Origin of the sequence: Pseudomonas sp. CBS (assembly GCF_024734645.1) — a bacterium.
GTDB lineage: Bacteria > Pseudomonadota > Gammaproteobacteria > Pseudomonadales > Pseudomonadaceae > Aquipseudomonas.
In genome coordinates this window covers 3,567,064-3,589,685 of the sequence record NZ_CP102929.1, presented here as the reverse complement: position 1 = coordinate 3,589,685, position 22,622 = coordinate 3,567,064, and the positions used below count along the sequence as shown (strand labels likewise).

The 22,622-nt window shown below is 61.0% G+C and carries 22 protein-coding genes; 7 read left to right on the top strand and 15 right to left on the bottom strand.

Going from position 1 to position 22,622, the window contains the following annotated elements:
- Positions 1-7: 7 nt before the first annotated feature.
- From fic to NVB75_RS16330, 10 genes are all read right to left on the bottom strand, one after another.
- The gene (fic, locus tag NVB75_RS16375) at positions 8-1,129 is read right to left on the bottom strand and encodes a protein adenylyltransferase Fic (protein ID WP_214499373.1); all 1,122 of its coding nucleotides are present in this window, start codon (positions 1,127-1,129) and stop codon (positions 8-10) included.
- A 506-nt stretch (positions 1,130-1,635) separates the two neighbouring features.
- Positions 1,636-2,412 carry an XRE family transcriptional regulator gene (locus NVB75_RS16370; RefSeq protein WP_258348428.1) on the bottom strand — a complete coding sequence of 259 codons (777 nt, stop codon included), beginning with the start codon at positions 2,410-2,412 and terminating at the stop codon, positions 1,636-1,638.
- 215 nt (positions 2,413-2,627) lie between these two features.
- Positions 2,628-3,155, bottom strand: a complete 528-nt coding sequence (gene ppa, locus NVB75_RS16365; protein ID WP_003176323.1) for an inorganic diphosphatase — start codon at positions 3,153-3,155, stop codon at positions 2,628-2,630.
- A 93-nt stretch (positions 3,156-3,248) separates the two neighbouring features.
- Complete coding sequence (locus tag NVB75_RS16360) at positions 3,249-4,079, bottom strand: zinc-dependent peptidase (RefSeq protein ID WP_017476272.1); 831 nt, start codon at positions 4,077-4,079, stop codon at positions 3,249-3,251.
- 6 nt (positions 4,080-4,085) lie between these two features.
- Positions 4,086-4,742, bottom strand: a complete 657-nt coding sequence (locus NVB75_RS16355) for a DedA family protein (RefSeq protein WP_003219387.1) — start codon at positions 4,740-4,742, stop codon at positions 4,086-4,088.
- A 240-nt stretch (positions 4,743-4,982) separates the two neighbouring features.
- Entirely contained in the window at positions 4,983-5,441 is a 459-nt protein-coding gene (locus tag NVB75_RS16350) for an N-acetyltransferase (RefSeq protein ID WP_167665715.1), read from the bottom strand.
- A gap of 92 nt (positions 5,442-5,533) precedes the next feature.
- Positions 5,534-6,382 (bottom strand): ethanolamine ammonia-lyase subunit EutC, encoded by an 849-nt coding sequence (gene eutC, locus NVB75_RS16345; protein WP_258348427.1) that lies wholly within the window; start codon positions 6,380-6,382, stop codon positions 5,534-5,536.
- The gene (locus NVB75_RS16340) at positions 6,379-7,773 is read right to left on the bottom strand and encodes an ethanolamine ammonia-lyase subunit EutB (protein ID WP_063026888.1); all 1,395 of its coding nucleotides are present in this window, start codon (positions 7,771-7,773) and stop codon (positions 6,379-6,381) included. Before NVB75_RS16340 ends, eutC begins: the two co-directional genes overlap by 4 nt.
- Positions 7,774-7,837: 64 nt before the next feature.
- The gene (eat, locus tag NVB75_RS16335) at positions 7,838-9,286 is read right to left on the bottom strand and encodes an ethanolamine permease (protein ID WP_258348426.1); all 1,449 of its coding nucleotides are present in this window, start codon (positions 9,284-9,286) and stop codon (positions 7,838-7,840) included.
- Between the two features lie 205 nt (positions 9,287-9,491).
- Complete coding sequence (locus NVB75_RS16330) at positions 9,492-11,012, bottom strand: aldehyde dehydrogenase family protein (RefSeq protein ID WP_003219398.1); 1,521 nt, start codon at positions 11,010-11,012, stop codon at positions 9,492-9,494.
- A gap of 285 nt (positions 11,013-11,297) precedes the next feature.
- On the opposite strand from NVB75_RS16330, the gene NVB75_RS16325 reads away from it, so the two are divergent.
- From NVB75_RS16325 to NVB75_RS16310, 4 genes are all read left to right on the top strand, one after another.
- Positions 11,298-13,202 carry a sigma-54-dependent Fis family transcriptional regulator gene (locus NVB75_RS16325; protein WP_258348425.1) on the top strand — a complete coding sequence of 635 codons (1,905 nt, stop codon included), beginning with the start codon at positions 11,298-11,300 and terminating at the stop codon, positions 13,200-13,202.
- Between the two features lie 61 nt (positions 13,203-13,263).
- Complete coding sequence (gene mpl, locus NVB75_RS16320; protein WP_177026234.1) at positions 13,264-14,613, top strand: UDP-N-acetylmuramate:L-alanyl-gamma-D-glutamyl-meso-diaminopimelate ligase; 1,350 nt, start codon at positions 13,264-13,266, stop codon at positions 14,611-14,613.
- A complete protein-coding gene (gene ubiX / locus NVB75_RS16315) occupies positions 14,610-15,239 on the top strand; it encodes a flavin prenyltransferase UbiX (protein WP_003219402.1) in 630 nt (209 codons plus the stop codon). The genes mpl and ubiX overlap by 4 nt, the downstream gene beginning before the upstream one ends.
- The gene (locus tag NVB75_RS16310) at positions 15,232-15,516 is read left to right on the top strand and encodes a YceK/YidQ family lipoprotein (RefSeq protein WP_063026896.1); all 285 of its coding nucleotides are present in this window, start codon (positions 15,232-15,234) and stop codon (positions 15,514-15,516) included. The genes ubiX and NVB75_RS16310 overlap by 8 nt, the downstream gene beginning before the upstream one ends.
- A gap of 148 nt (positions 15,517-15,664) precedes the next feature.
- Here the strand turns inward: NVB75_RS16310 and NVB75_RS16305 are convergent, their stop codons facing one another.
- From NVB75_RS16305 to NVB75_RS16295, 3 genes are all read right to left on the bottom strand, one after another.
- Positions 15,665-16,306, bottom strand: coding sequence for an oxidoreductase (locus NVB75_RS16305; RefSeq protein ID WP_258348414.1), 642 nt, complete (start codon positions 16,304-16,306; stop codon positions 15,665-15,667).
- A gap of 28 nt (positions 16,307-16,334) precedes the next feature.
- The gene (locus tag NVB75_RS16300; protein ID WP_258348412.1) at positions 16,335-18,053 is read right to left on the bottom strand and encodes a C13 family peptidase; all 1,719 of its coding nucleotides are present in this window, start codon (positions 18,051-18,053) and stop codon (positions 16,335-16,337) included.
- A gap of 102 nt (positions 18,054-18,155) precedes the next feature.
- Positions 18,156-18,611, bottom strand: a complete 456-nt coding sequence (locus NVB75_RS16295) for a MaoC family dehydratase (RefSeq protein ID WP_258348411.1) — start codon at positions 18,609-18,611, stop codon at positions 18,156-18,158.
- Between the two features lie 179 nt (positions 18,612-18,790).
- Here NVB75_RS16295 and NVB75_RS16290 point away from each other — a divergent pair, with 179 nt between their 5' ends.
- From NVB75_RS16290 to NVB75_RS16280, 3 genes are read left to right on the top strand one after another with little or no spacing between them, the layout of a single operon-like run.
- The gene (locus NVB75_RS16290) at positions 18,791-19,144 is read left to right on the top strand and encodes a CidA/LrgA family protein (protein ID WP_017476261.1); all 354 of its coding nucleotides are present in this window, start codon (positions 18,791-18,793) and stop codon (positions 19,142-19,144) included.
- The gene (locus NVB75_RS16285; RefSeq protein WP_017476260.1) at positions 19,141-19,857 is read left to right on the top strand and encodes an LrgB family protein; all 717 of its coding nucleotides are present in this window, start codon (positions 19,141-19,143) and stop codon (positions 19,855-19,857) included. Before NVB75_RS16290 ends, NVB75_RS16285 begins: the two co-directional genes overlap by 4 nt.
- A 21-nt stretch (positions 19,858-19,878) precedes the next feature.
- The gene (locus NVB75_RS16280; RefSeq protein WP_017476259.1) at positions 19,879-20,472 is read left to right on the top strand and encodes an LON peptidase substrate-binding domain-containing protein; all 594 of its coding nucleotides are present in this window, start codon (positions 19,879-19,881) and stop codon (positions 20,470-20,472) included.
- On the opposite strand, the gene NVB75_RS16275 is transcribed toward NVB75_RS16280, so the two are convergent.
- Entirely contained in the window at positions 20,466-21,782 is a 1,317-nt protein-coding gene (locus NVB75_RS16275) for a bifunctional DedA family/phosphatase PAP2 family protein (RefSeq protein WP_258348405.1), read from the bottom strand. The two genes, NVB75_RS16280 and NVB75_RS16275, sit on opposite strands and share 7 nt — an antisense overlap.
- 147 nt (positions 21,783-21,929) lie before the next feature.
- Positions 21,930-22,613: a DNA-3-methyladenine glycosylase gene (locus tag NVB75_RS16270; RefSeq protein ID WP_218263839.1), complete on the bottom strand. Its 684-nt coding sequence runs from the start codon at positions 22,611-22,613 to the stop codon at positions 21,930-21,932.
- Between the last annotated feature and the right edge of the window lie 9 nt (positions 22,614-22,622).

Here is a 22,622-nt window from a genome sequence, read left to right as displayed (position 1 = left end):
TGTCCCCTCAGGCGTATGGCTTGAAGTCGTTGTTGTCGCGAGTGAGTAACTGCATCAGCTTGGGATGGATGAAGAGCTTTTCCTTGCCAACCTGAACCTCTTGCAGAACGCCGATGGCGACTAGTTCTTTGAGGTAACGGGAGGCTGCTTGACGCTGGGCAATCTGTTTGTCGACGACGTTGCTGATGCGGCAGTAGGGCTGTTCGAAAATGACGTCTACCAGCTCGCGGGAATAGGTTTTCGGCAACTGCTCACGAACAAACTGGGTGGTGTGCTCGGACAGGCTGCGAATAGCGGCAATTTTTGCACAAGTCCAGCGTGCTGTTTCTTCCACAGCGCTGAGCATGTACAGCAGCCAAGGCTCCCAGGCTTGTTCGCGAGTGACATCAAGCAACAGGCGGTAGTAATCGGCTCTATGGGCAATGATGTAACGGCTAAGGTAGAGAATCGGTAGATTCAGCAGGCCTTCCTGGATCAGGTACAGGGTGTTGAGCACTCGCCCGGTACGGCCATTGCCGTCGGTGAATGGGTGAATGGCTTCGAATTGATAGTGACTAACCGCCATACGTACTAATGGATCCAGGTCGGTCTCGTTGTGCAGGAAGCGCTCCCAGTTGGCGAGCATGTCACGTAAGCGATCTTCGCCTTCCGGTGGGGTATAGATGATCTCGCCGGTTCGGTCGTTGGCTAGCTGGACTCCTGGCACCCGGCGTATATCCATGTTCACGCCTTTAAGCGTGCGGCAGATTTCGACTGCAGTACCGGTGGAGAGTGGGCGGTCGGCCAACGATTGATAACCTTTCTGCAGGGCTTTGCGGTAGCGCAGTGCTTCCTTGGTCGCTGGGTCTGCGTGGCTATCTCCATCCTGAGCATGCTGAAAGAGCAAATCCGTGGTGGTGACGATACTTTCGATCTCTGAGCTGTCCTTGGCCTCCAGCAATGGAATGGTGTTGATCAGCATTGTCTGGTTAGGGATCAGCTCAGCCGCTTGCTTCAATTCGGCCAGGGCTGTGCGGGCCTCAATGCAGCGTTTGAGCACTGCATGGGTTTCCAGAACAGTTGCCGGTGGCAAAGTGGGAAGCTGGTTGTAGGGCTTGTCAGCCTGCCAGGGAAGGTGGGATGCGGTCATGGATGGGGCTCGGTCTTTGACTTATCCGTCTAAAGGTAAGAGGGGCTCATCAGGGCGCCCTTTCGTGGCGTCAGTGTAAACATGCGTGCACTACGTGTCGCTATATTTTGATTTCTGCGACACGTCTTGATGTCATGTCGTTGGTAACGACAGGTATGCGAAACGTGTTCTTGGAACGGGCTTTTAGCGACGTATCAGGCGAATGTCCTGAGGATGGAAAAGACGGCTTGCGTGCCTTGGAGCGGTTGGCGCGTTCTCAAATAGCTCGATGCCTGGCAGGTGTAGCGCATTTCTTCCAGGCATTAAAAAGCCGGCTTGTGGCCGGCTTCTCGGGGACTGGTTCAGCTTATTTTTGGTAAGCCTCACCAGCCTTCAAATCGTTCACCCAGACTCGCGCCTGAGTGATAAGGGGCATCAGCGGGAACTCCTCCGCATCGCCAGGCAGGGCGGGCCGGCTTCACGCCAACCCCCTACCAAATGTGCGGCGGATAATACCCACATTCACTTCAATTTCCCAGCTCCAGATCCGATTTAGAGCCTTCGTAGGCCAATAAATGCTCATCCAGCGGCACCGGCGGCCGACGATTATTCAGCGTCGCCCACCAGAACACCCAACCCAGAATCTCAAAGTTCTGCTCGTGCCGCTGTTCGTAAGTCAGAAACTCGTCCGGATGCTCGGCGCTGTTGTGGCTGCGCATCCGCAGGCCGCCTCCGGGGCGGTTGTAGAGGTATTTGATGCGCAGCATTCCGTCGTGCTCTACCGCGTAGATTTCGCCGTCGATGATCTGTTTGCGGCCACAGTCGATGGCGAGGGTACTTCCGTCCTGGATGATGTCGATCATGCTGTTGCCAACCATGTAGGCACCGAGTGCCCGCTCCGGGCTTACGCCGATGCTTTCAAGGGCGTGCAGGGAGAGGCGGATGCTTTCGGTTGAGGTGAAGGTGGGGTGGAGGGGAATCTCCACGTCGATTTTTACCGGGCCTGAGACCGGGTGGGTGATGTAGTTGCCTGTGCTTTCCCTGGCAATACGGTGGGAGTTGTCTGCATCGGGGCCGTCCAGTTGGTAGTTGGCGGGTGGATGTTTGGGGCCTTCGCCGGTACGCAGCCAACGGCTGGTAACGCACAGCAGTTCTGCGAACTCGTTGAGCCGGCCCATGGGGACGCCGCGTTTGAACCAGTTGTTTACGTGTTGAGGCGTAACATCGCGGTTCTTGGCGAAGTCGGAAGCGGAAAGATGAACTTCCCGTAATAGCGCTCTTAAGCGATCACCTGATGTATTCATAAACGCAGAGTTTACTGGCCGTAAAAAGAGATCAAATAAACCATGCGTTGAGTTGCCGTATGTAGGTGTTTCCTTATTGCAGGAATGTTCTACTGGTTAACTAAGTTAGTTAAACAGTTGCTGTAAATGCGTTTATTGAGGTGCTCGAATGTTTATATTTTCCCCACAAAAAAAGCCCCGATTAATCGGGGCTTTTTTTTGAGCGTGTAGCGGTATCAGCCTTTGTAGGCAGCGACCGACTTCATGATCTCGGCGCGGGCGGCGTCTGCGTTGCCCCAACCGTCGATCTTCACCCATTTGCCTTTTTCGAGGTCTTTGTAGTTCTCGAAGAAGTGTTTGATCTGTTCCAGCAGCAGTGGCGGCAGATCGGTGTATTCCTTCACGTCGACATACAGCTGGGACAGCTTGTCGTGTGGCACTGCGATAACTTTGGCATCGCCGCCGCCGTCGTCAGTCATGTTCAGGATGCCGACCGGGCGTGCGCGGATAACCGAGCCTGGGGTAACCGGGTAAGGGGTCACGACCAGCACGTCGAGGGGGTCACCGTCGTCTGCCAGGGTGTTGGGGATGAAACCGTAGTTGGCCGGGTAGAACATCGGGGTGGCCATGAAACGGTCAACGAACAGGCAGTCGCTGTCTTTGTCGATTTCGTATTTGATCGGCGCGTGGTTGGCCGGAATCTCGATGGCGACGTAGATGTCGTTCGGCAGGTCTTTGCCAGCCGGAATCTTGCTGTAGCTCATTGGGCGTTGCCCCCGTAGTTGGCCATGAAACATGGCCGGATTGGCCTAAAAGTGGCGGCGATTATAGGCATATTCTGACGCCGATGCCATGCGTCAGACGTCGTACGGCGCTTGGCGTTCAGTCTGATACCGCACGTCGGCGGCCTGCAGCTGATGCAGGCGCGCCAGGGGATCCTGGCGGTAGAAGTGGCTCAGTTGTTCGTATACCTGTGGATAACTGCTGACCAGCAAATCCGGGGCACTGAAGAAATATTCGCTGGTGACGGCAAAGAACTCGGCCGGGTTTTCCGCGGCGTAGGGGTCGATGGCAGTCTCTGCGTCTGGGTTGCGGTCGAGCTGGCGGTTGAGGTCGTCGAAGGCGCTTTGCATGACGCTGGCCCATTCCTGCACGCGCATGTCGTGGTGCAACGGCGGCAGGCCGTTGGCGTCGCCGTTGAGCATGTCCAGCTTGTGGGCCAGCTCGTGGATCACCAGGTTGTAGCCTTCCCAGTTGCCGCTGGCCAGTACGCCGGGCCAGGCGAGGATCACCGGGCCTTGCTGCCAGGCTTCGCCGCTGTGTTCGCCGTCCCACTCGTGTTCCACGCCGCTGGCGTCGCGATGGCGCTGGGGGCTGAGGAAGTCGTCGGGGTACAGCACGATCTCGTGGAAGCCTTGGTACCAGTCGAGGTCGCCGAGGTTCATCAGCGGCAGTTGTGCCTGGGCGGCGAGCAGCAGGCGTTGTTCCTGGTGCAGTTCGACGCCGGGCAGGGCGGTGAGGTGTTTTTCGGCGAGGAACACCACGCAGGCTTCCCGCAACCACTGGTCTTGCTCGGCAGTGATGCCGTCGAGGAAGGTCAGGTGATGGCGCACCCGCTGCCACGTTTCATCGGCAATCGGGTGCTTGGCCAGCAGGCGCCGGCGACGCCAGGCGCTCAGGGACCACATCGCAGGTTACTGCGGCTTGGCTTCGGAAGAGCTGCGGCCAAAGCGGCTGCGGAACACGCCGATGATCATCGGTACCAGCGACAGCAGGATGATGAACACCACCAGCAGCGACAGGTTTTTCTTGATGAACGGCACGTTGCCGAAGAAGTAGCCCAGTGTCACCAGGCCGCCGACCCACAGGATGGTGCCGAACACGCTGAAACCGAAGAAGCGCGGGTAAGGCATTTTCGCGATGCCGGCGACGAACGGTGCGAAGGTCCGCAGGATCGGCAGGAAGCGCGCCAGGGTCACGGTTTTGCCGCCGTGCTTGTCGTAAAAGTCGTGGGTTTTTTGCAGGTAGTCGCGGCGGAATATCTTCGAGTTGGGGTTGCTGAACAAGCGTTCGCCGGCCGTTCGTCCGATGACGTAGTTGGTACTGTCACCCAGGATGGCTGCGAGCATCAGCAAACCGCCCAGCAATATCGGGTCCATGCCGCCGCCTGCGGCGATGGCGCCGGCGATAAACAGTAAGGAATCACCCGGCAGGAAGGGCATGACCACCAGGCCGGTTTCGCAAAAGATAACCAGGAACAGAATGGCGTATATCCACACTCCGTAGTTTCTCACCAGCATGTCGAGGTACACGTCGAGATGCAGGATAAGGTCGAGCGGGTTGAAATCCATGGATGGCACCTGTGTGAATGGCCTGGCTCAGCGGGCCTGTGCGGAGGCTTCGGGTAATAAGGGCTACAAGGTTGTGGCGTAATTCTTACGACCCTGAAAGGTCCGCATTATACGGATAGAGTCGTGAAAAGCGTGTTGGTTTTGTAGCGGGGGATGTCGCGACATGGGTCTTATTGTAGACAGCGAGTCAGTGTGGGAGGGGGCTCCCACAACTGATGCACGAGGTTTGGTTAATAGATGTCAGTCATCGCTGATGGGCAACACGTAGTTCTTGAACTCGGTGTCTTCCCGAAAACCGATGGACTCGTAGGTCTTCTGCGCCACCTGATTGTCGCTGCTGGTGGACACACGCAGGCGCACGGCGTGAGTTTCCTTGGCCATCTTCTTCGCGGTACGCATCAGGTTGTCGGCCACCAACTGCCGGCGTGCGTCTTCGGCGACGTAGATGTCGTTGAGGATCCACACGCGCTTGAGGGACAACGATGAAAAGCTTGGATACAGCTGGCAGAAACCGAGCAGTTTCTTGTCGTCATCGTCGGCCAGCGCCAGATAGATCACGGACTCCTTGCGGCGCAGGCGTTTTTCCAGAAAGGCACGGCTCGAATCAGGGAAAGGCAGCGCGCCGTAGAACTCACGGTATTTGACGAAAAGCGGGGTCAACAGGTCCAGGTGTTCCAGGGTCGCTTGAGTTATCCGCATGCCAGGCCTCAACTTCCAAATGGGGTATGACCACACAAGCGGCCGTGTTTCGATGCTGCCTAAAGCGGAGAAAAAGCGCAATCGTGCAAGGATCAGTCCTTCGGCGGGCTGAGCAGGAAATTGTCTTTCATCAGGTCGGGATCATCCGACTCGAGGGTTTGTACCTGGGCTTCATCCTTGAGGTTGACCCCCGACAATTGCCGGCGGCAAGCCTCACGCATCAAGTACAGCAAGCGGTGAGCGGCCATGCCGTAGCTCAAGCCCTCCAGGCGCACATTGGAGATGCAGTTGCGGTACGCATCGGTCAGGCCGACCTTGGGGTTGTAGGTGAAATACAGGCCCAGGCTGTCCGGCGAACTGAGCCCCGGCCGCTCGCCGATCAGGATCACCACCATTTTCGCCCCCAGCAACTGCCCGACTTCATCCGCCACTGCCACGCGGCCCTGTTCCACCAGAATCACCGGCGACAGCGACCAACCCTCTGCGTGGGTTTGCTCTTCCATGCGTGTAAGAAACGGCAGCGTATGTTTATGCACCGCCAGCGCCGACAAGCCATCGGCCACCACCACCGCCAGGTCCACTCCGCCCGGGTTGGCTGCGGCATAGTCCCGCAGGGTCTGGGCCGATTCATCACTGAGGCGCCGCCCAAGGTCCGGGCGTTGCAGATAGCTGTGACGGTCGACGGCGGCACTGTGCAGCAGCAGGCTGTCACGACCACGTTCGGCCAGTTGGCTGCTGAGTCCTACATGGTCAAACGGCAGGTGTACGGCGTCCCGCGCCTGGGCGTGGGCGAACTGGAAATCCAGCTGCGCACCGGTAGGAATGCTGGTGCCGGTACGGCCCAGGGCAATTCGCGCCGGGGTCAGGCGCCGCAGTTCCAGCCACGGGTTGTCCACGTTGTTTTCCGGGGTGTCGATGTGCACAGGCGGTTCCTTCTTCATCCCAATTGCGCCAAGGCGTGGCGGAATGCCGGTGGCAGGCTGTTGCCGAAGTGCACCTTGCCGTCGGCTTGCGTGAAGATGCCCATTTTCGCCAGCCACTGTTCAAACTCCGGCGCCGGCTTTAAACCCAATGTTTGCCGGGCGTAGAGCGCGTCGTGGAACGAGGTGGTCTGGTAGTTGAGCATGATGTCGTCGGAGCCCGGGATGCCCATGATGAAGTTGATCCCGGCCACGCCCAGCAGGGTGAGCAGGGTGTCCATGTCGTCCTGGTCGGCTTCGGCATGGTTGGTGTAGCAGATGTCGCACCCCATCGGCACGCCCAGCAGCTTGCCGCAGAAGTGGTCTTCGAGGCCGGCGCGGATGATCTGCTTGCCGTTGTACAGGTACTCGGGGCCGATAAAACCGACCACGGTGTTCACCAAAAACGGTTTGAAGTGCCGGGCCACGGCGTAGGCGCGGGTCTCACAGGTTTGCTGGTCGACGCCAAAGTGCGCATTGGCCGACAAGGCGCTGCCCTGGCCGGTTTCGAAATACATCAGGTTTTGCCCGAGGGTACCGCGATTCAGGCTCAGGCCCGCGTCATAGCCTTCCTGCAACACGCTCAGGCTGATGCCGAAACTGGCGTTGGCCGCTTCGGTGCCGGCGATCGACTGGAACACCAGGTCCAGCGGCACGCCACGGTTGATGGCTTCGATGGAGGTGGTGACGTGGGTCAGCACGCAGGCCTGGGTCGGAATTTCGTAGCGCTGGATGATCGCGTCGAGCATTTCCAGCATGGCGCAGATTGAAGCGATGCTGTCGGTGGCCGGGTTGATGCCGATCATCGCGTCGCCGTTGCCGTAGAGCAGGCCGTCGAGAATGCTCGCGGCGATGCCCGCCGGTTCATCGGTGGGATGATTCGGTTGCAGGCGGGTAGACAGGCGCCCGCGCAGGCCCATCGTGCCGCGGAACTGTGTGACGACGCGGATCTTCTGCGCCACCAGTACCAGGTCCTGCACGCGCATGATCTTCGACACGGCGGCGGCCATTTCCGGTGTCAGCCCGGGTGCCAGGGCGCGCAGGCTTTGTTCGTCGGCCGCGTCGCTGAGCAGCCAATCCCGCAAACCCCCGACGGTCAGGTGGCTGACCACGGAAAACGCCTGTTTATCGTGGGTGTCGATAATCAGCCGGGTGACTTCGTCGCTTTCGTACGGGATCAACACTTCTTCAAGAAAGTGCTTCAACGGAATATTGGCCAGGGCCATTTGCGCTGCCACCCGCTCACCGTCGTTCTGCGCGGCAACACCGGCGAGGAAATCCCCGGAACGCGCCGGGCTGGCCTTGGCCATCACGTCCTTGAGGCTGTCGAAGCGGTAGGTGAATGCACCGACCGCGTGGGAAAAGCTTGCCATACAGAGTCTCCTTTTCGGCGCGGGCGGAATGTGAGTAAAGCGCCCGCGCCGAGGTTTACGGCGTTTAGTGCAAGGCGGCCTCTGCGGCCTGGATCGCCGCAAACTCTTCTTCCGGCGTGCCTGCTACCAAGTGATGCCGACTGTAGAAAGCAAAGTAAGCAATTAATACTCCATAGATGATCGCGGCGCCAATCACCACGCGCGGATCCACCAGAAAGCCCGCCACGACAGCGATGCAGGCCAGTACCAGGGCGACCCCCGAGGTGAAGATACCGCCCGGTGTGCGGTAAGGGCGGTCCATTTTGGGGCGGCGGATGCGCAAGGTGATGTGCGCGGCCATCATCAGCACGTAGGAAATGGTCGCGCCGAACACGGCCACCAGGATCAGCAAATCACCCTGGCCGGTCAGCGACAGGCCAAACCCGATGATGCCGGGGATCACCAGGGCCAGGACCGGCGCCTTGCTTTTGTTGGTCTGCGACAGCTTGCGCGGCAGGTAGCCGGCGCGGGACAGGGCGAAGATCTGCCGGGAGTAGGCGTAGATGATCGAGAAGAAACTCGCGATCAGCCCGGCCAGGCCCACCAGATTGACGAAGTGGCCCATCCACGTGGAACCGCCGTACGCCTTGGACAAGGCCTCCACCAGCGGATTGCCTGACGCCATCAGTGCATAGGCGCCAGCACCGCCGGGCGCGATGACCAGGATCAGCAGGGCAAAACTGGTCAGCACCACTATGGCGCCGATCAGGCCGCGAGGCAGGTCGCGTTTCGGGTTCTTGGTTTCTTCGGCGGCCAGCGGCACGCCTTCGACCGCCAGGAAGAACCAGATGGCATAGGGAATCGCCGCCCACACGCCGACATATCCGAACGGCAGGAAGCTGCTGGCGCCCTTGGCCTCGGTCACTGGAATATCCAGCAGGTTGGCAACACTGAAGTGCGGCACCATCGCCACCAGGAACACGCCCAGAGCAATCGCGGCAACGGCAGTAATCACAAACATCAGCTTCAGCGCTTCACCCACGCCGAAGATGTGGATGCCGATAAAGATGATGTAGAACGCCAGGTAGATCATCCAGCCGCCAATGCCGAACAGCGACTCGCAATAGGCGCCGATAAACACCGCGATGGCGGCGGGGGCGATGGCATATTCGATAAGGATCGCGGTGCCGGTGAGGAACCCGCCCCAGGGGCCGAATGCGCTGCGGGCAAAGCCGTAGCCGCCGCCGGCGGTAGGAATCATGGAAGACAGTTCGGCCAGGGAGAAACACATGCACAGGTACATGGTGGCCATCAGCAGTGTGGCGAGGAACATGCCGCCCCAGCCACCCTGGGCGAGGCCGAAGTTCCAGCCGGCGTAGTCGCCGGAGATCACGTAGGCAACCCCGAGACCGACCAGAAGCACCCAGCCGGCAGCGCCTTTTTTCAGTTCCCGTTGTTGGAAGTATTCGTTGCCGACCTTTTCAAAGTCGACGGAAGACCCGGACGCCGGAGCGCCATTCGGTTCGCTGGGCATGATGGAATCCCTTTCTTATTGTTTTATCCCGGCTTACTTAAGGAAGCCGAATGAGTAGCAAGGTCTTGTGAAGATCAAGTGTGGGAGCGGGCTTGCTCGCGAATGCGGTGCATCAGTTACTGAATTTTCAACTGACCCACCGCATTCGCGAGCAAGCCCGCTCCCACATTTTTATTACATTTCAAATGTGGGAGCGGGTTGCGAGTTAGAAGAAGCCCAGTGGGTTGATGTCGTAGCTCACCAGCAGGTTTTTGGTCTGCTGATAGTGATCAAGCATCATCTTGTGAGTCTCACGGCCCACACCGGACTTCTTGTAACCACCGAACGCGGCATGCGCCGGGTATAGGTGATAGCAGTTGGTCCACACTCGCCCGGCCTTGATCGCCCGGCCCATGCGGTAGGCGCGGTTGATGTCGCGGGTCCACAGGCCGGCACCCAGGCCGAACTCGGTGTCGTTGGCGATCGCCAGGGCTTCGGCTTCATCCTTGAACGTGGTGATGCTCACTACCGGGCCAAAGATTTCTTCCTGGAACACCCGCATCTTGTTGGTGCCTTTGAGCAGGGTCGGCTGGATGTAATAGCCGGTGGCCAGATCGCCGGTCAGCTTCTCGACCTTGCCACCGGTCAGCAGCTCGGCGCCTTCGCCCTTGGCGATTTCGAGGTAGGACAAAATCTTGTCGAACTGCTGTTCGGACGCCTGGGCGCCGACCATGGTGTCGGTGTCCAGCGGGTCGCCACGTTTGATCGACTCGACCTTCTTCATCACCACTTTCATGAAGTCGTCGTAGATCGACTCTTCCACCAGCGCGCGGGAAGGGCAGGTGCACACTTCGCCCTGGTTGAAGAACGCCAGCACCAAACCTTCGGCGGCTTTCTCGATGAATTGCGGTTCGGCTTTCATGATGTCGGCGAAGAAGATGTTCGGCGACTTGCCGCCCAGTTCAACGGTGGACGGAATGATGTTCTCGGCCGCCGCATGCATGATGTGCGAGCCCACTGGCGTGGAGCCGGTAAAGGCGATCTTGGCGATGCGCTTGCTGGTGGCCAGGGCTTCGCCGGCTTCTTTGCCGTAGCCGTGCACCACGTTGAGTACGCCCGGCGGCAGCAGGTCGCCGATCAATTCCATCAGTACGTTGATGCCCAGCGGGGTTTGCTCGGCGGGTTTGAGCACCACGCAGTTACCGGCAGCGAGGGCTGGCGCGAGTTTCCAGGCGGCCATCAGCAGCGGGAAGTTCCACGGGATGATCTGGCCGACCACGCCCAGCGGCTCGTGGAAGTGATAGGCGGCGGTGTGTTCGTTGATTTCGGCGCTGCTGCCTTCCTGGGCGCGGATGCAGCCGGCGAAGTAGCGGAAGTGGTCAGCGGCCAGCGGGATGTCGGCGTTCAGGGTTTCGCGCACGGCCTTGCCGTTGTCCCAGGTTTCGGTGATGGCCAGCAGTTCGAGGTTCTGTTCGATACGGTCGGCGATTTTCAGCAGCACCAGCGAGCGGTCCTGGGCCGAGGTTTTGCCCCAGGCGTCAGCGGCGGCGTGGGCGGCGTCCAGGGCCTTGTCGATGTCTTTGGCCGTGGAACGTGGGAATTCGGCGATGGGCTTGCCGTTGACCGGCGAGGTATTGGTGAAATAGTTGCCATCGACCGGCGCGACAAATTCACCGCCGATGTAGTTGCCGTACTTGGCCTTGAACGAAACGATAGCGCCTTCAGTACCGGGGTGTGCGTAACGCATGGTGGGTATCTCCTGGCTTTTTTGTGTTTATTGGAGGACGCACGGTTGTGCTTGTTAAAGCGTAGAGCAAAGGTCGGGCCAGTGCCTCGTAGAGCCTGTAAATCAAGGGTTTAGAGGTTGTTGCAAATCGGTGCTGTGGCAGGCTTGGTACAGCCTGGGTGACAGTTTGTGCCATAAGCGGTACAGCCTGTGACCGGTGGGTCTGCCCGGGATTGCAATGGTCGGGAGGCTGGAGGATGCTGGGCACTCGCGCGGGGTAGTTCATGCAGGGAGAATAATAAGAACATGCAAAACGATCATTTCAGTCGCCATGCCCAGCAAGTCCTGACGGTCACCCGTGGGCAGGACCCGTTGCACGGCCCCGGCAGCGATCCCTCCATCGCCCGCTCCTGGCTGCGATGCCTGGAGGACTATCACCTCGACCCTGCGCTGACCATCGCGCCCACGGTGCTCGAACATGGCCGCCTGCTGGAAAGTCGCGAACGCCTGCAGCAAGTGCTGAGCATCGCCGGCAGCGAAATGAACAGCCTGCATCAACAGCTCTCCGGCGCCGGCCATGCCGTGCTGCTGACCGATGCCCGTGGGGTGATCCTCAACTGCGTCACCGCCCCCAGCGAGCGCAAGATTTTCGAACGTGCCGGCCTGTGGCTGGGGGCCGACTGGAGCGAGGCCTGCGAAGGCACCAACGGCATCGGCACCTGCCTGGTGGAGCGCCAGTCCCTGACGATTCATCGCGATGAACACTTCCGCGGCCGGCATACCGGGCTGACCTGCTCGGCCAGCCCGGTGTTCGACCCCCATGGCGAGCTGCTGGCGGTGCTGGATGTGTCTTCGGCCCGGGAAGCGGTATCGCGCCAGAGCCAATTCCACACCATGGCGCTGGTCAATCTTTCGGCGAAGATGATCGAGAGCTGTTACTTCCTGCGGCATTTTGAGCACCACTGGTTGCTGCGCTTTCATTTGCAGGCGGAGTCCGTGGGCCTGTTCAGTGAGGGGTTGCTGGCGTTCGATGGCGACGGGCGCATTTGTGCGGTGAACCAGAGTGCGTTGAACCTGCTTGGGCAAATCCGTGGAGGCCTGTTGGGGCAGCCGGTGGAGGCGTTTTTCGATTGCTCCCTGGACGAGTTGCTCGGGCGTGCCAGCGCGAATGCCAACGCCAGTTGGCCCCTGCGTACCCGCGATGGCCGAGGGTTGTTCGCGGTGTTGCGCGGCCAGCCCCGCAGCGTGCCGGTGCCGATTCCCCAGGCCTTGCCCGAACGGCCTCGGTTGCCGGGCATTTGCCTGGGTGATGCGGCGCTGCAAAACGATTTCCGTAAGGCGTTGCGTGTGTTTGAGCGCGACGTGCCGTTGCTGATCAATGGCGAAACCGGCTCCGGTAAGGAGGCGTTTGCCAAGGCGGTGCACCATGCCAGCCTCCGGGCCGACAAAGCCTTTATCGCCCTGAACTGCGCGGCCATCCCGGAAAGCCTGATCGAGAGCGAGCTGTTCGGCTATCGCGGCGGCAGTTTCACCGGCGCCCGCAAGGAAGGCATGCGCGGCAAGCTGCAACAAGCGGATGGTGGCACGTTGTTTCTGGATGAAATCGGCGATATGCCCCTCGCTTTGCAAACGCGCTTGTTAAGGGTTTTGGAAGACCGACTTGTCGTGCCCATCGGCGGCGAGCCGCAGGCGGTGAACGTCAGAATCATCAGCGCCACCCACCGTAATTTGCTGGGGCGGGTAGAGGACGGCAGTTTTCGCGAAGACCTGTACTACCGGCTGAACGGTCTGGAAATCGCCTTGCCGCCGTTGCGGGAGCGCAGCGACAAGTCTCAGTTGCTGGACTTTCTGCTGGCGGAGGAGGCGGGCGACCAGCCGGTGTTGCTGGACGGTCCTGCGCGTCAGGCACTGTTGGCCTTTGCCTGGCCGGGCAATGTGCGGCAGTTGCGCACGGTATTGCGCACGTTGGCGGCGTTATGTGACGACGGACGGATTGGGCTTGAGGACCTGCCGGCAGTCATTCGCCAGGCGCGCCCGCAGCCGGCAGTAGTGGAGGACCGTTCGGATTCGCCCTTGGACGATGCAGAGCGCCTGGCGCTGCTCAATGCCCTGGAGCAACAGCGCTGGCACATGAGCCACACGGCGGAGCAACTGGGGGTTAGCCGTAACACCTTGTATAGAAAACTGCGCAAACACGGGATCGCCCGTTAGCTAAAGGGTGCGATTTTTTCCACCCTACGCTAACCTGCCTCGATGTTTTACGAGGTCGACTATGCACATTCATATTCTCGGTATTTGCGGCACGTTCATGGGCTCGATGGCGGTCCTCGCCAAAGAACTGGGCCATCATGTTACTGGCTCCGATGCCAACGTATACCCACCCATGAGCACGCAGCTGCAGGCCCAGGGCATTGAGCTGACCCAAGGCTACGACCCCGCGCAGTTCGACCCGGTCCCGGACCTGGTGGTGATCGGCAATGCCATGAGCCGCGGTAACCCGGCGGTCGAGTACGTACTGAATAAAGGTTTGCCTTACGTGTCTGGCCCGCAATGGCTGGCAGACCACGTGTTGCAAGGCCGTTGGGTGCTGGCGGTTGCCGGAACCCACGGCAAGACCACCACCAGCAGCATGCTGGCCTGGGTGCTGGAGCACGCGGGCATGAGCCCGGGCTTCCTGATCGGCGGTGTACCGCAGAATTTCTCGGTGTCGGCGCGCCTCGGCGACACCCCGTTCTTTGTCATCGAAGCCGATGAATATGACAGCGCGTTCTTCGACAAGCGTTCCAAGTTCGTTCACTACCGCCCGCGCACGGCGATCCTGAACAACCTGGAGTTCGATCACGCGGATATCTTCCCCGATCTGGCGGCCATCGAGCGGCAGTTCCATCACTTGGTGCGCACAATCCCCAGCGAAGGCCTGGTGATTCACCCGACCACCGAGCCAGCCCTGCAGCGGGTCATCGAGATGGGCTGCTGGACCCCGGTACAAACCACCGGCGCGGGCGGCCAATGGCAGGTCAAGCTGCTGAGTGAAGACGGTTCAAAATTTGAAGTGCTGTTCGAAGGCGTCGCCCAGGGCATCGTCGATTGGGACATGACGGGCCAGCACAACGTCGCCAACGCCTTGGTCACCCTGGCGGCCGCGCGGCATGTCGGCGTGGTGCCATCCATGGGCATCGCCGCCTTGAGCGCATTCAAGAGCGTCAAGCGCCGTATGGAAAAGGTCGCCGAAGTGAATGGGATTACCATCTACGACGACTTTGCCCACCACCCAACGGCCATCGCCACCACCCTGGATGGCCTGCGCAAGCGCGTGGGTGATGCCCAGGTAATCGCGATTATCGAACCGCGCTCCAACTCCATGAAGCTGGGCGCCCACCGTGATGGTTTGCCGGAAAGCGTCAATGATGCCGACCAGGCTGTGTGGTATGCACCGGCCAACCTCGGCTGGGACCTGCCCGCCATCGCCGCGCTGTGCACCGTACCGTCGATTTGCTGCGACTCACTGGAAGGCATCATCGAGCACGTGAAACACCAGGCCAAGCCCGGCGCTCACGTGGTGATCATGAGCAACGGCGGCTTCGGCGGCCTGCACGGCAAACTCGCCGAGGCCCTGAAGTGAGCGGCCCGGAACGCGTCACCCTGGCGATGACCGGCGCGTCTGGCGCGCCCTATGGCTTGCGCCTGCTGGACTGCCTGGTGCGCGAAGACCGCGAGGTGCACTTCCTGATCTCCAAGGCGGCGCAACTGGTACTGGCCACCGAGACCGATGTCGCGTTGCCGCCCAAGGTGCAGATGATGCAGGCCTTCCTCACCGAGTACACCGGTGCGGCGGCGGGGCAGATCAAGGTCTATGGCAAGGAAGACTGGATGTCGCCGGTGGCTTCGGGCTCCGGCGCGCCGGCCGCGATGGTGGTGGTGCCGTGTTCCACCGGAACCCTGTCGGCGATTGCCACAGGGGCCTGCAACAACCTGATCGAGCGCGCGGCGGACGTGACCTTGAAGGAGCGTCGCCAGCTGATTCTGGTGCCGCGCGAGGCGCCGTATTCGAGCATCCATCTGGAGCACATGCTCAAGCTGTCGAACATGGGCGTGACCATCCTGCCGGCGTCGCCGGGCTTCTATCACCAGCCGCAGACCATCGATGACCTGGTGGACTTTGTGGTGGCGCGGATTCTCAACCTGCTGAACATCCCCCAGGACATGCTGCCGCGCTGGGGCGAGCACCATTTGAGCAGTGATGAATAAACTACTGATGACCTTGCTGGCGCTGCAACTGACGGGGTGCGCGACGGCGCGCACGCTGGACGCAGCGCAACCCGGGGCGCCGGTGGTGTATGCCGGGACGCGCCTGGATATGTATGCGATTCAGGGCGGGTGTTGCGCGATGGACCGCTTTGGGGCCGAGGCGCCGAGCTATCCCCATGTGGACCTGCCGGCCAGCGCGCTGCTCGACACGCTGCTGTTGCCGCTGTCGGTGCTGACGGTGTTGGGGGTTGGGTTTAACGCGACGGGTGGGCTGTAGTACTCAATCTCAGGAGCACCAACTCTCTAATGTGGGAGCGGGCTTGCTCGCGAATGCGGTGGATCAGTCACTGATGTATTGACTGATACTGCGCATTCGCGAGCAAGCCCGCTCCCACATTTTGATTGTGTCCGGCCTGGAAGACGGGTTATTTGCCGAGCTTGCGCAGCTCATCCGACTCCACAACCCGCACCCCATCCTGCTCTTCCAGCGCCAGCCGCCACATCGCGCGCGCCAGTTCGCACACTTCAATGCCGTGGTACTTGCCCGGAATCAGCCGCGACAATGGCCCGGCCAGTTGCTCGGCCAAGCGTGGCTCCAACCGCTCACCCAGCAACAGCGAAGGCCGAACGATGGTCAACTGTGGCCAATCCTGAGCCTTCAGCGCCTGTTCCATCTCGCCCTTGACCCGGTTGTAGAAGATCGAGGATTTCGGGTCGGCACCAATCGCGCTGATCACGATCAGGTGCCGTGCGCCCAGTTCCCGGGCGCGCTTGGCAAAGGCCACGACCATGTCCAGGTCGACGGCGCGGAAGGCTGCTTCGGACCCGGCCTGTTTGATGGTGGTGCCCAGGCAGCAGAAGGCGATGTCCACCTGGCCGCTCAACTGCGGCAGGAATACCGCCGGGTCGCCCACCGGGTTTTCCAGGTGTGGATGCTCGGCCAGCGGCTTGCGGCTGGGTGCCAGCACCCGGGTCACGGTCGGCTCGTTGAGCAGGCGGTCCAGCAGGTGCTCCCCGGTCAGGCCGGTCGCTCCGGCGAGCAAAATATGCTGAGGCGTCAGGTACATGGTGTTTCCCCCTTTATACAGATTCAGCTTAGTTGCTCTTGGCTTCCTTGCTATTCATTGAGACGCTTTCGAGCGCCTTTCGTGCCTGCTGTTTGCGTAATAATTGCCAATGGGCGATCACGCCTTTGGGGGCCCAGATCTGCGGTTCGGAGGCTTCGAAGTTATCCGCCTGTTCGCGTTCGGCCACGTGGGTCTGCGCCAGCTTGAAGGCTTGCTGCAAATCGTCGGTCTGGTTGAAGGCCTGGGCGAAGAGGGCGTCGCCGAAGTAGGTGAAGTCGGCCTCTTCGGAGCAGCCGAACGACACGCGGTCGGCCCGTGAGGCGGTCATGATCAGGGTGTGTTCGTCTTTCAGGGCCGGGATGAACCCGCCGGAGTAGCAGGCCGAAATCACGATGATCTTGTCGCGGTTTTTCAGCGGTGCCAGCACGGCGGCCAGCTCATCGGCCGGCAGGTCGGCCAGCTCCATGCGCGGCTGGTCGAGCACCAGTTCGTGTTCGTGGGTGCCGTGGCTGGTCAGGTAGATGAACACCAGGTCTTGCGGGCCACTGCGTTCGGCCAGGGTCTGGACCGAGCGGCGCAGGCTTTCGCGGGTGGCCATGGGGCGGTCAGCAATATGGTCGCGGTGGTTGACCAGGCGGATCTGGCCGTAGGCGCCGAAGCGGGTGGCGAGCATGTTGCTGACGTAGTCGGCTTCACGCAGGAACACACTTTGTTTGCCGTCGCCGGCTACCACCAGGGTGTACAGCTCCACGCCCGATTTGGACGCGGGCACGGCGGCGAGGGCGTCATCCAATAAGCGGCCTTGTGCAAACAGGCCGATCTCCAGTGGGTCAGGCAATAATTTGCCATCGGCGTCGCGCACGCGCATGCCGTTGACCCAAGTGCCCGCCTGCACGGTGCCATCGGCGAGCACCAGGGTGCCGCGCCCTTGATAGCTGTCGCTGTCAAAGCCGCCGATATAGAAGCTGCCGTCAGTGAGGTTCAGACGGCCCGGGCCGGTGAAGCGCCAGTCAACGAACTGGCCGACGTAGTGGCTGCCGTCGACGCCGATCAGTTCGCCCTTGCCGCTGAGGGCGCCTTCCTTGAATTCACCGATCCACACGTCGCCGTCGGCGTTTTCATAACGGCCCTTGCCATTGAGCTGGTTCTGTTTGAAGTGGCCGATGTACATGTCGCCTTCGGCGCTGTTGAAGGTGCCGTTGCCCTCCAGCTGGCCATCGACGAAGTGGCCGCTGAACTGGTTGCCGCTGTCGTCGTTGCGCTGGCCTTCGCCGTTGGGCTTGCCGTGGGCGAACTGGCCCTGGTACTGGCTGCCGTCGGCCAGCTCGAGGCGGCCGAGGCCAGAGTACTGGTCGTCCTTGAATTCGCCGCGATAGGTCATCTGCCCTTCTTTGAGGGTGCCTTCGCCGTTGCGTTTGCCTTGCTTGAACCCGCCGACGTAGCTGTTGGCCGCCGTGGTCAGGCTGCCCTGGCCGTCGAACAGGCCTTGCTGGAACTGGCCTTTATAGACTTCGCCATTGCTGCCATGCCATTCGCCCTGGCCGTGCCACTGGCCCTTATCGAACTGGCCGGCGTACCAGCTGCCGTTGGGGTAATCCACTCGGCCCTGGCCTTGCAGCAAGCCGTTGACCACATCGCCCCGGTAACGACCGCCATCGGGCAGCCGCGCATCGGGCGGCAACAGCGATTCGCCGTCGCCGCACGCGGTGAGCAAAAGGACAAGAGCAAGGGGGGCGAGTGGGCGCATAGCGGGATCCGGATAATTGAGCGCCGAGTATGCCGCAGCTGCGAGATCTATACATAAATTTACATGAATTGTGGTGAGCGGGCGGGCTCACCACAGCCAGGCTCAGACGAAGCAGAGTGACAACGACTCGGCTATATACGCAGGTTTCTCCTGGCCATCGATTTCCAGGGTGCAGGTGGCCTTAAGCAGCCACTGCCCCGGTTTTTTCTCGGTGGCGTCGGTGAGGGTCACGGCCAGGCGTACTTTGGAGTCGACCTTCACTGGCTGGATGAAGCGCACGCTGTCCAGGCCATAGTTGACTGCCATTTTCAGGCCTTCGGGCATGATCAGGATGTCTTCGATCAGCTTGGGTATCAGCGACAGCGACAGGAAACCGTGGGCGATGGTGCCGCCAAACGGCGTCTTGGCGGCTTTCACCGGGTCGACGTGGATGAACTGAAAATCGCCGGTGGCTTCCGCGAACAGGTTGATACGCTCCTGGTCGATGGTGAGCCATGCGGAACGTCCCAGGTCCTTGCCGACATAATCCTTGAGTTGCTCTACGGGTACTGAGGGCATTGCGACTCTCCTTCTTTGCTCGGTTGGCTTCATCGTTTTTGTAGTTTTGGACAGGTCCAGAGAACCAATGTAGATCATCACGGGCACTTGGCCCGGTCAACCCACCATGCTTTTGGCGAATGCCGCTCCATAGAGGCAGCGTGCTTATAATGCCGACACGCTTTTGGGGGGAAGAACGGATGCTGTTACGCGGTCTGACATGGCTGGTGCTGTTTCAATTACTCGGCACGGCGATCAATCATTTGTTTGTCCCGGTGCTGCCGGGGCCGATTATCGGGCTGCTGCTGATGCTGGCCTTCCTGGTGTGGCGCGGCGAAGTCGGTGAACCCCTGAGCCTGGCGGCCAGCAGTCTGCTGCGTTATTTGCCGCTACTGCTGGTGCCGCCTGCGGTCGGCGTGATGGTGTATGCCAAGGACATCGCCGCCGACTTCTGGGCCATCGTCGGCGCGTTGGTGTTGTCGTTGGTGATCGCCATGGGGTTTGTCGGCGTGCTGATGCAGCAGATGGTCAAGCGCAAGGAGAAGGATCAATGATCTTCGACTGGCACGGCGCCTGGACGGCGGTCATTCATCACCCGCTGTTCGGCATCGGCATCACCCTCGGCGCCTATCAGTTGGTGCTGGCCGGCTTCGAGAAAACCCGCTGGATTTTCCTGCAGCCGGTGCTGGTGTCGATGCTGCTGGTGATCGGCGTGTTGCTCAGCTGTGGCCTGACCTACGTCGAGTACCGCAAGAGCACCGAGATCATGAGCATCCTGCTGGGCCCGGCGACGGTGGCCCTGGCGGTGCCGCTTTACCTGAATCTGCGACGGATTCGCCAATTGTTCTGGCCGATTTTTACTACGCTGGTGGTGGGAGGCGTATTGGCCACCGGCCTGTGCGTGCTGTTGGGCTGGTGGTTTGGCGCGGAACACATGATGCTGATGACCATGGCGCCCAAGTCCGTGACCTCGCCGATTGCGATGCTGGTGGCCGAGCAGATCGGTGGCGTGGCGGCATTGGCGGCGGTGTTTGTGCTGATCACCGGGGTGATCGGCGCGATGATCGGCCCGGCGTATTTATCGCGCCTGGGCGTGCACAGCCCCGAGGCGCGCGGCATGGCGCTGGGCATGACCGCCCACGCCGTGGGTACCTCGGTGGCCTTGCAGGAAAGCGAAGAAACCGGCGCCTTTGCGGCGCTGGCCATGAGTTTGATGGGCGTGGCCACGGCGGTGTTCTTGCCGTTGGCCGTGTCGCTGGTTATTTAAGTCGGGTTTAAGGAAACCTTTATGAGTCTGGCGCTTTTCCCGCTCAATACCGTGCTGTTCCCTGGGTGCACCCTCGACCTGCAATTGTTCGAGGCGCGCTATCTGGACATGATCAGCCGCTGCATGAAGAAGGGCGAAAGCTTTGGCGTAGTGTGCATCCTCGACGGCAAGGAAGTCGGGCTGGCGCCGGATGGCTACGCGTTGATTGGCTGCGAAGCGCTGATCCGCGACTTCAAGCAGCAGGACAATGGCCTGCTGGGGATTCGGGTCGAAGGTGGCCGGCGTTTCCGCGTACGTGACGCCGGTGTGCAGAAGGACCAACTGCTGGTGGCCGAGGTGCAATGGCTGGACGAGCATCCCGAGCAGCCCCTGGAAGAGGAAGACGCCGACTTGCTGGCGTTGCTTCATGCCCTGGCCGAGCACCCGATGGTGGCGTCCCTGGACATGGGCACCCACGCCGATGGCCAGCAAGCCTTGGCCAATCAGCTGGCCTACCTGCTGCCCTTTACCGAAGCCGACAAGATCGACCTGCTGCAACTCGATGACCCGCAACAGCGTCTGGATGCGATCCAGCTGTTGTTGGATGAGTTGCAGGGTGAACTGTTTACTCAGTAGGCGTACCTGAGCAGCGCGTGAGAGGTGCCGGTAAACGCAATGAACCCGAGCACCGCGCCACACACCGGCAAGATCAGCCACCAGGCTTTCGGCGGCATCGGTGGCAGCGGGCTGCGGTGCTGGCTTAACGTCAGGCTGAAGGCGCAGACCGTCATTGCCAGCAGAGTGCCAGCCAGAATGTCTGTCGGCCAATGCGCGCCCAGGTAGACCCGGGAGACGGCGATGGTGGCGGCGGGGATGCAGCCGAGCACCAGCCAGGTCAGGCGCAGGCGGGTCGGCTGACCACGGCCGGCCAGCACCGCCAAGGCCAGGAAGAACGCGAACGAGCCGGACGCATGGCCGCTGGGCATGCTGAAGCTGGTGAGCGGGTCGGTCAGCACTTCAGGGCGCATCCGCGCAAAAAACAGTTTGGTGCCGGTATTGATCAGCGCAGCGCCCAGCAGGGTGGCGCCGACAAAGATTGCCTGGCGCCATTGCCGCGCCACCACCAGCAGGCCGGTCAACACGGCGCTGGCCACAAACATCTTCTTGAACTCGCCGAGCTGGGTCACCATCACCATCGCCCGGTCGATCGCCGGGCCGCGGTGTTCCTGCACCAGCGCCATCAAGCCTTGGTCAAAGTCGTTCAGGTAGGGGTAGCCGATAAACAACGCGAGCAACAGCGTGCCGCCGATGCAGCCTATCCACAGGGTGGCGCGCCGGTGGCCGCGCAGGCTGCTGTTGAGGCTCACGCCGATCAGCACCGCCAGGCAGGCGGCGACAATCCCGGCTTCCGGCCAGAAGCCCTCGGGCAATGGCAGGCGGAAGGCCGCGCCGGTGGCCCAGCCCGGCAGCAGATACGCCACCGACCATCCCGCGCCGGCCAGCAGGCTCACGGCCGCAAAGCGTGGGAAGGGCATGTCGCACATGCCCGCGACCATCGGCAGCATCGGGCGCAGCGGGCCAATGAAGCGTCCTACCAGCAGGCTCGCAATGCCGTATTTGTGGAAGTAAGTCTCGGCGCCGCTCATCCATTCCGGGTGATGCCGCAGGCCGGGCAGGCGCCGGATGTTCTGGTGGAAATGGCGACCGAGGAAGTAGGAAGCAACGTCACCCAGCAAGCCACCGAGGAAACCCAGCAACAGGGTTTCTCCCAGGGACAGTGCGCCGCTGCCGGCCAGTGCGGCGATGGCAAACAGCAACACCGTGCCCGGTACGATCAGGCCGGCAATGGCCAGGCACTCCACGCACGCCACGATAAACACCGCCACGGCCAGCCATTGCGGGTTCAGGGTCAGCCAGCCGGTAATGCTATCGAGCCATTGGCCCATACAATCAAACTCCCTTTGTGAATATTGCCCCCTCTGTAGGAGCGAGCTTGCTCGCGAAGGTCGTTAACGCTGACGCGGGCTATCAGGTTTAGCGCGGCGCTCTCGGGTTCTTCGCGAGCAAGCTCGCTCCTACAGGGGGCTAGCGTTTCAAATCAAAAAATAGTCGCGGCCTTCGACCTGGCCCCGGCGCAGCGGGTTCCGTGTGCAATACGGCGCATAACCGGCATCCACGAAGCGGTACATCAGGTGTTCATCGCGCCCGCCGGGGATGCCCAGGCGGGTGGTCTGGATGATTTGCGCCGGCGCCAGCCCCACGTCTTCCACGTAGAGACGCTCCTGGTCAAAGCGTTTGGCATCCCACATCGGCACCTTCAAACCCAGCGCCTTGCACAGCAAGGTCTGGCCGGCACACAGCTTTTGCGAGGGGCGCGGCTTGCCGCTGGCATCCGGGTTGTTCAACAGCATCTGCGCCAGGCTGGCCGGGCCGGACACTTCGTCGACCCACGGATAGGCCGATTTGATCAGCACCGCATTGCCTGGGCCATGGGCGCTGAAGTTCAGTGAGTCGCCGCCACGGGCGTAGTACATATAGATGTGGCCGCCATCCAGAAACAAAGCCTTACGCTTTTCTGTGTAGCCGAGGGACGCGTGGCTGCCTTTTTCGGCGAGGTAATAGGCTTCGGTTTCGATAATGCGCGCCGACAGCCACAAATCACCGACACGGTGGCGAATGACTTTTCCCAGCAATTCGCGCGCAAGCAATTGCGCGTCACGGTCGAAAAAGCCGTCGGGCAGGGCGTTGGCGGGGATCAGTGGCGAAAAACTGGACATGGCGATCAA